Source organism: Citrobacter youngae (assembly GCF_003818115.1).
Classification (GTDB): domain Bacteria; phylum Pseudomonadota; class Gammaproteobacteria; order Enterobacterales; family Enterobacteriaceae; genus Citrobacter; species Citrobacter youngae.
On record NZ_RPOI01000052.1, the window covers coordinates 1 to 1,005 of the forward strand.

The window sequence follows — 1,005 nt, forward strand, 5'->3', positions numbered from 1 at the left end:
CTGACTGGGATGATTATCGGCAGGAAGTGGGGAAAGAACGGGCGAGAGATGCCTTTCGTGAAGAAATGACGCTGCATGGCAAAGGGCAGACCCGTTTACCAGAAGGATTCCGGCTGACAAAAGAATATTTGTGGTACGACAAGCTGGTTAATAAATCTGATGGTGATACGGAGATACGTAATATCAAAATTTGCAGTCCGTTGCGGGTGACGGCAATCACCAGTGATGCTGATGGAAGTAATTACGGGCGTTTGCTGGAATGGGAAGATACCAACGGAAACAGCCGTAAATGGGCAATGCCGATGGAGATGCTGGGTGGCAGCGGGGAAGAGCTGCGCCGCGTTCTGTTGGTTAACGGGCTTTCTTACATCAACATTAACGGTATGGCCAGAGCATTCCTGATGGAATATATCTCGCTGTGTAAACCGGACAGAAAAGTAACCTGTGTGAATAAAACGGGCTGGCAAGGCGGGGTTTACGTTCTCCAGGATGAAGTGATAGGGCGTGAAGCCCAGTCAGTCATCTTACAAACGTCGAGTGTGCAGGGGCGTGATTTTCGTGTCAGCGGTACATCAGAGGACTGGCGTGAAAATATAAGCCGTTACTGCATAAAGAATGCCCGTCTTGCCTTTGCGGTGAGTCTGGCATTTGCTGCCCCCCTTCTGAAACTGGTTGGTATCGGCGGTGGAGGTTATCACCTCAAAGGAGAATCGACGGACGGTAAAACCACGACGATGAAAGTGGCTGCATCAGTATGTGGTGGAACAGATTTCTGGCATACGTGGCGGGCGACGGGGAATGCCTTAGAAGGAACGGCGAGCCGCCGTAATGATGCCACGCTGATGCTGGATGAAATCCGGGAGGTTGACGGCAGGGAGGCGGGGAATATCGCTTATATGCTGGCTAACGGGCAGGGCAAAGCCAGAGCCAGAACAGATGGATCGGTAAGGGAAACCAACCGCTGGAATCTGTTGTTTCTGTCCACCGGGGAACTGTCACTGGTGG

1 protein-coding gene is annotated in these 1,005 nt (G+C 51.8%); it reads left to right on the forward strand.

Annotation, left to right across the window (positions count from 1 at the left end):
• On the forward strand, positions 1-1,005 hold a 1,005-nt coding region (locus tag EHN13_RS23905; RefSeq protein WP_124022184.1), incomplete at both ends, for a DUF927 domain-containing protein.